The sequence below is a fragment of the Ectobacillus sp. genome, assembly GCF_056992975.1.
Map to the genome: position 1 here is coordinate 1 of NZ_JBXKMX010000090.1, position 6,093 is coordinate 6,093.

General features: G+C 39.4%; 5 protein-coding genes. 1 reads left to right on the forward strand and 4 read right to left on the reverse strand.

Annotation, left to right across the window (positions count from 1 at the left end; all coding sequences use genetic code 11):
• Positions 1-622: 622 nt before the first annotated feature.
• Positions 623-2,002 carry an MATE family efflux transporter gene (locus tag AC11ZT_RS04475; RefSeq protein ID WP_484058453.1) on the reverse strand — a complete coding sequence of 460 codons (1,380 nt, stop codon included), beginning with the start codon at positions 2,000-2,002 and terminating at the stop codon, positions 623-625.
• A 253-nt stretch (positions 2,003-2,255) separates the two neighbouring features.
• On the opposite strand from AC11ZT_RS04475, the gene AC11ZT_RS04480 reads away from it, so the two are divergent.
• Positions 2,256-3,131, forward strand: a complete 876-nt coding sequence (locus AC11ZT_RS04480) for a Cof-type HAD-IIB family hydrolase (RefSeq protein WP_484058454.1) — start codon at positions 2,256-2,258, stop codon at positions 3,129-3,131.
• A gap of 48 nt (positions 3,132-3,179) precedes the next feature.
• Here the strand turns inward: AC11ZT_RS04480 and map are convergent, their stop codons facing one another.
• The 3 genes from map to AC11ZT_RS04495 form a co-directional block, all read right to left on the reverse strand.
• Positions 3,180-3,935, reverse strand: coding sequence for a type I methionyl aminopeptidase (map, locus tag AC11ZT_RS04485; protein ID WP_484058455.1), 756 nt, complete (start codon positions 3,933-3,935; stop codon positions 3,180-3,182).
• A gap of 163 nt (positions 3,936-4,098) precedes the next feature.
• The gene (locus AC11ZT_RS04490) at positions 4,099-5,256 is read right to left on the reverse strand and encodes an ABC transporter permease (RefSeq protein WP_484058456.1); all 1,158 of its coding nucleotides are present in this window, start codon (positions 5,254-5,256) and stop codon (positions 4,099-4,101) included.
• Positions 5,257-5,269: 13 nt separating this feature from the next.
• On the reverse strand, positions 5,270-6,093 hold an 824-nt coding region (locus tag AC11ZT_RS04495; protein WP_484058457.1), incomplete at its 5' end, for an ABC transporter permease.

The following is a 6,093-nucleotide window of genomic DNA, read 5'->3' on the forward strand; positions in this document are numbered from 1 at the left end:
ATTTTCCACCATATAGCAAGCCTAATTTTGTTTTCATGGTAACCACCTTACTCGTTTTTTCTCACCATCTTATTTTAGCACTTTTTATAAAAATGGATAGAGAATGTTTACAGAACCCATAAAGAAAAAATCAATTCTGCACATGTAGGTATATACGTAAGTATATGTTTTTATTGGATAAAAATCCCAATCCATTCGTTGACATTAGTTAGACATCTAGAAGCTACTGTGAAAACTGCTCTAAAATAAAAGTAAAAAAAGGCTACTGAATAAATGTTTGGCCACTGAAAAGTACTATTTTTCAGTGGCCTTATTTATGAGTTAAAAACGGAAAAATTCGGATCAGATTATGTCCGTTCATGTGTAGAAACGATTCAGCTGGGCACTAAAGTGATCCGTTTGTGCCCGTTCATGTGTAGAAACGATTCAAGCGGGCACTAAAGTAATCCGTTTGTGCCCGCTCACGTGTAAAAACGATTCAGGCGGGTACTAAAGTAATCCGTTTGTGCCCGATTGATGCCCGTAAAAGTAGAAAAGGTGATTCAGCTGGGCACTAAAAAGCTTGCGCAGATAAGTTTCCATCGCACCTATTTTTCGAAGCCCATACTTTTTCAGCAGATTCTTACCGTCCCATCTTTACTTCCTTCCAGTTTCCATACATATAATACAAAATATTTAATACAACCGTCACTGTGAAGCTAATCGGAAAGCTCCACCATACTGCACCAAGCCCATACATCTTACCAAGATAATAAGCAAGCGGTGTTCGTAGTACCCAAAGTGCTAAGAACGTAATCATAAGAGGTACCATTACCGCACCAGTGGATCGAATCACGCCGGAAACGACAAACATAATTCCAAACAAAATAAACGACCAAAGTGTAATATTATTTATTTGAATCCCGATATCCAAAGCATTACTATTTTCCGGCAAGAAAAGTAGCAATGCTTGGCGATTGAATAGATGGATAATCGCAACGAGTGAGCCTGTTAATAAAATATTGAACCATACTCCGATCCACGTTATTCGGTGAACCCGCTCCCATTTACCAGCGCCTATGTTTTGTGCAGCCATAGAGGTTACCGCCCCTCCAATAGCCATGGCTGGCATTTGCACATAATTGGATAGCTGTGAGGCCGCCCCATATGCTGCAGTCGCTTCTGAGCCAAACGTATTAATAATGTTAACTAACCCGAGTACACTTGATGATACGACAATCATTTGAAGTCCCATTGGAACTCCCTTCGCAATAAGAACACGAAGAATATCCCAATTCACGCGAAGCATAGAAAGATCATTCTTTGTAATACGAAGAAAATATTCCTTTCTGTACAAGTAAAGGATGATAGCAAAGAGACTAACAAATTGTGCAATAAAAGTCGCCGTCGCCGATCCCCCAATGCCCATCTTAGGAAACGGGCCAATTCCAAAAATAAGCAGTGGATTTAAAATAATATCTAGCCCTACAGATAAGAGTAAGAAATAAAATGGTGTCTTACTATCACCAGAGCCACGTAAAATAATCATTACATAATTATATCCGAACATAAACGGAACACCTGCAAACATGATGCGAGTATAAATCAGTGCCATCGCCTTTGCATCATTAGGTGTATTCAATATATCTAAAATAGGTGAAGCAAACACGAAACCTAATGATGCTACTAGTAACGAAAGGGCCATGAAAAAAATAGCACTTGTTCCTACTACCTTCTTGGCTTCTTCTATTTGCTTTGCCCCAATTTTTTGTCCAACTAATATCGTTGCCGCCATTCCGATGCCGAAAACGGAACTAATTAGAAAGAACAATATTATATTTGCATTGGAGGTTGCAGCAAGCGCCTGTTCTCCTAAATACTTTCCGACCCATATGGAATTGACCGAACCATTTAAAGATTGCAGCATATTTCCTAATAAAATAGGCATAGAAAAAAATAATAATGTTTTTGCGATGGGTCCTTCTGTTAATACAGGGCGTTGCTTCATTGCTGTTCGCTCCAAATAAATTCCTCCTCTATTATCCGCTCAGGTTAACATGCCAAATCGCATGATGATTTTAGTATGTTTCGTGTCCCCTTACGTATCATCATCGAAGTTCAATTAAAACACAACTAATTTGCACTTCATTCATCAATTTGTAACTTCTCTCTCTACTCACGTACACATACGGCTCATATTACTTCCATTTCCGATGAATCATGATACATTTAGGAGGTTGAGTCATATATCTTAGTAGATAAGGAGTGTCCTAGAAATGAAAGTCATTGCCATTGATATGGACGGAACATTATTATCAAATGATTTAACCATCTCAGATGAAAATGTAAATGCGATCAAGAAAGCTCAAGAAGCAGGTCACATCGTGATGATTTGCTCAGGTCGTACGAAGTATAGCATTTTACAAGTAAGTAACAAATATTCGATTCGTTGTCCAATTGGAGCAAGCAATGGATCTGTAGCATATGTTGAGGATGAAATTGTGTACGCTTCCTACTTGTCAAAACAAACCGTATCCGAACTAACGTGGCTTCTAGAAAACGGCTTGTTTCCTTACAAGCTCTATACTAACAAAGGTGTATACGTTCCAAATACGTGGAAAGAACATGTTATGAGGGCGTATAAAGAAGATTCATATATAACAAAGATGATGACAAGAGAAGAGCTAGAACGTGTAACAGACAAAGATTTGCAAGCACCCTATTACCGCTTTTTTGATGATGTAACAACCGTACTTGCAGACAATTCCGTTGATTTTGAAAAAATATTTCTACTAACGTTAGAGCAAGAAAAACGGAAACAGTTAGTACAAGATATGCACCAAAGTAAAGATATTATGATTACCGCTTCCGCTCCAACTAATTTAGAAATAACAACGGAACATGGGAATAAAGGAAGTGCACTAAAAGCGATTGCAAAGCATTTTCATGTTTCTATGGACCAAACAATTGCAATTGGCGATAATTTCAACGATCTTCCTATGCTAAAAGTAGCAGGCCTTAGTATTGCAATGGGAAATGCGGAAGAAGACGTAAAGGATATCTGCGATGCCATAACACTAACAAATAGTGAAAATGGCGTAGCTCATGCCATACACAAATATGTATTAGCTTCCGAAGGGGTTTTAAAATAAAGACTGTAATAGAAAGGGACCGTTATGAAACGGTCCCTTTCGCATCTACTACTTCCCTAGCTGTTCTGTTAAAATAATTGGATCCCCGTCTGTAATGACAATCGTATGTTCATATTGCGCCGATAACGAGCCGTCAAGGGTTCTCGCTGTCCAGCCATTACTATCCATCTTCGATTGCCAATCTCCCGTATTGATCATCGGTTCAATCGTAATCACCATACCCGGTTTAAGTCGAACCCCTTTTCCAGGAAGTCCATAATGCGGAATATACGGATCCTCATGAATGGTATTCCCTATACCATGACCTGTAAATTCACGAACAACAGAGTATCCTTTCGGCTCTACATAACTTTGAATTGCGTGGCCAATATCGCCCACACGATTTCCAGGTTTTGCCTGACCAATTCCGAGATACAAGGCTTCCTTCGTGACAGTAAGCAAATCACTAGCCTTCTGAGATATATTCCCTACTCCATAGCTCCAAGCTGAGTCTGCTAATCCACCATGTAAATTTACAACCATATCTACCGTCACGATATCTCCCTCTTTTAGAGGTGATTTACGCGGAAATCCGTGGCATATTTCATCGTTAACCGAAGCGCATGTTGCATACTCATAGCCTCTGTAACCCTTTTGCTCAGGTTTCGCTCCGTTTTTCGCTAAGAATTTGTCTACAAACGCATCAATTTCCTTTGTCGTAATGCCGGGTTGAATTAAGGTAGCTAGCTGTTGATGACAAGAGGCTAATAACTTGCCCGCCTCATGCATAAGTGCAATTTCACGTTCTGTTTTTAAATTAATCATACTGCAGTCCTCCCTAAATACATACTAATACTTCTCTCTCCTTGGAGACAAGCATACCGAAAATGTATTTTATAAAAATATATGATAGGAGGGAGAAACCGTTCCTCTTTAGCCGTTTTATAAAAAAAGAAAACAGGACACGTTCCTATTTTCTTTTTTACACTTATTCATATCGAATACGGGATAAACCTGCAGTAAAAAACACTGCGGCAAAAGCGAGTAAAATACCCGCATATATTGCAATATCTGCTACATTTCCACCGCGCGCAATGAGCTCTGTAAAGCCGCGCATCGCCCATGTCTGCGGAACAAATTCTGCAATTCGCTGCATAAAAACTGGCTCAATCTCTAGCGGCCAGTACACACCAGATATCATACAGGTGCTAACGACTACGATATTTCCAATTGCCGATTGCTGTTCTGACGTTTTAACAATACCAGCTATAAATAACGCAAGACCTACAATCGCTAACAGCAGAGCAGAAACGAGAACGATATTACCGAGCACATTCCCCCATGCTACATGGAAGATAAGATTGGTAAGTACCATTAGCATTCCGAACTGAATCCAACCGAGTACGAAGAAGGAAAGAATATACCCCCCTAATATTTGTGCTTTTGAAACAGGGGTACTCATCATTCGATACCACACACCATTTTTACGTGCTTCCAAAATTGTACCGGTAGCAATCATCATCACAATCATAACGAACAGAATCGAAAAGCCAGCAGAACGGCCAGACATATTGCTTAAATTTGCATCTTGTTTCCCTTTCGTTACCGTTTCCCTTTGTAAGGTAATCGGCTTTGCTATCGATTCATTAGCTAGCTTATCATACATAATAGGCCAAGATTCACCGCTATATGTACTCCAAGCTTTCGAAGCACTGAAACGCATTTCAACCGAAGTAAGATCCTCTTGTAATGATTGCTGCACGGCCGATATAGTAGTGAATTCAGGGGTATGTTCCAGCTCAATTTCCTTTTTTCCTCCGCTTGCTATACGATCTTGAAATCCCTTTGGAATCGTAAGCATCCCGTCAACCTTTTTATTATTCAGAAAGTCAGTAGCCTCTTGCTTTTGTAATAACGAAACATTCAGTAATTTATTTTTTGTAATCGTTTCATAGTATGACTTCGAAACAACAGATTGATCTTCATCCACAACAACTAGCTTCATACGGGTGTCTCCCGTATTCCCAAGTAAACTTCCAAAAATGAGTGTAAAGACAAGTGGCAAAGCAAACATAACCAAATAACTTTGCGGTTTTTTCAATAATCGCATCAGTTCAAACTGACAAATGGCAATCACTTGTTTCATTCTTTATTCCCTCCTACCGCGCCTGTAAACGCCATGTTCCTAAAATAAGCGAAACGAATCCTATAATAAGAAGAATGGCGAATGTAGGAAATAGATCTTGCCACGCAATTCCTCCCATAATGTCAAGAAAACTAATTAATGCCCATTTATTCGGCGCAATGTTCGCAATCATCTTTAACGTATCAGGAAATGCATCAATGGGAAGCATCGATCCTCCTAGTAGAGCAAATAACTGAATTCCAACGCCGCTTATCGTATCGGCTGTTTTTTCACTTTGAATCATACCTGCTACGAGCATGGATAATCCAGATACACATATGGAATACGAAAAACCAACAGCCCCAACTTGGAGAAAGTTATTTCCCCAGTTCACACTGAAAAGGTAGTGTGTACCCATAACAAAAATCACAAATTGGATAAATGAAAATAGTAAGGTTCCAATGAATTTTCCGGTTAAAATGGAGAAAATGCTAGTCGGTGTGCTCATTAGTCTTGCCAATGTTTCTGTGGAACGCTCAGCAACAATCATCTTCGCTCCAACGGATATATTAAATAATAAGAACATAACACCCATTCCAACTGCGTAATATTGCATAGATGATACACTCTTCTTACCGGAAGTCTTTACAGTTATCCCCGCTTTTTCATTTGCAATGTCTGATAGTTGCTTACTAATATCCTTCGCAACATTGCCTAGATTCATAGTTCCTGTCATAACGGGTGTCGACTTTGCTAAATCATTCACAACCACATTCGTTGCAAGAGAAATGGATTGCACACGTTGTGAAAAGGAACGAATAACCGTCTCAGTAATCGATGATTGCAACGTCTTGCCAG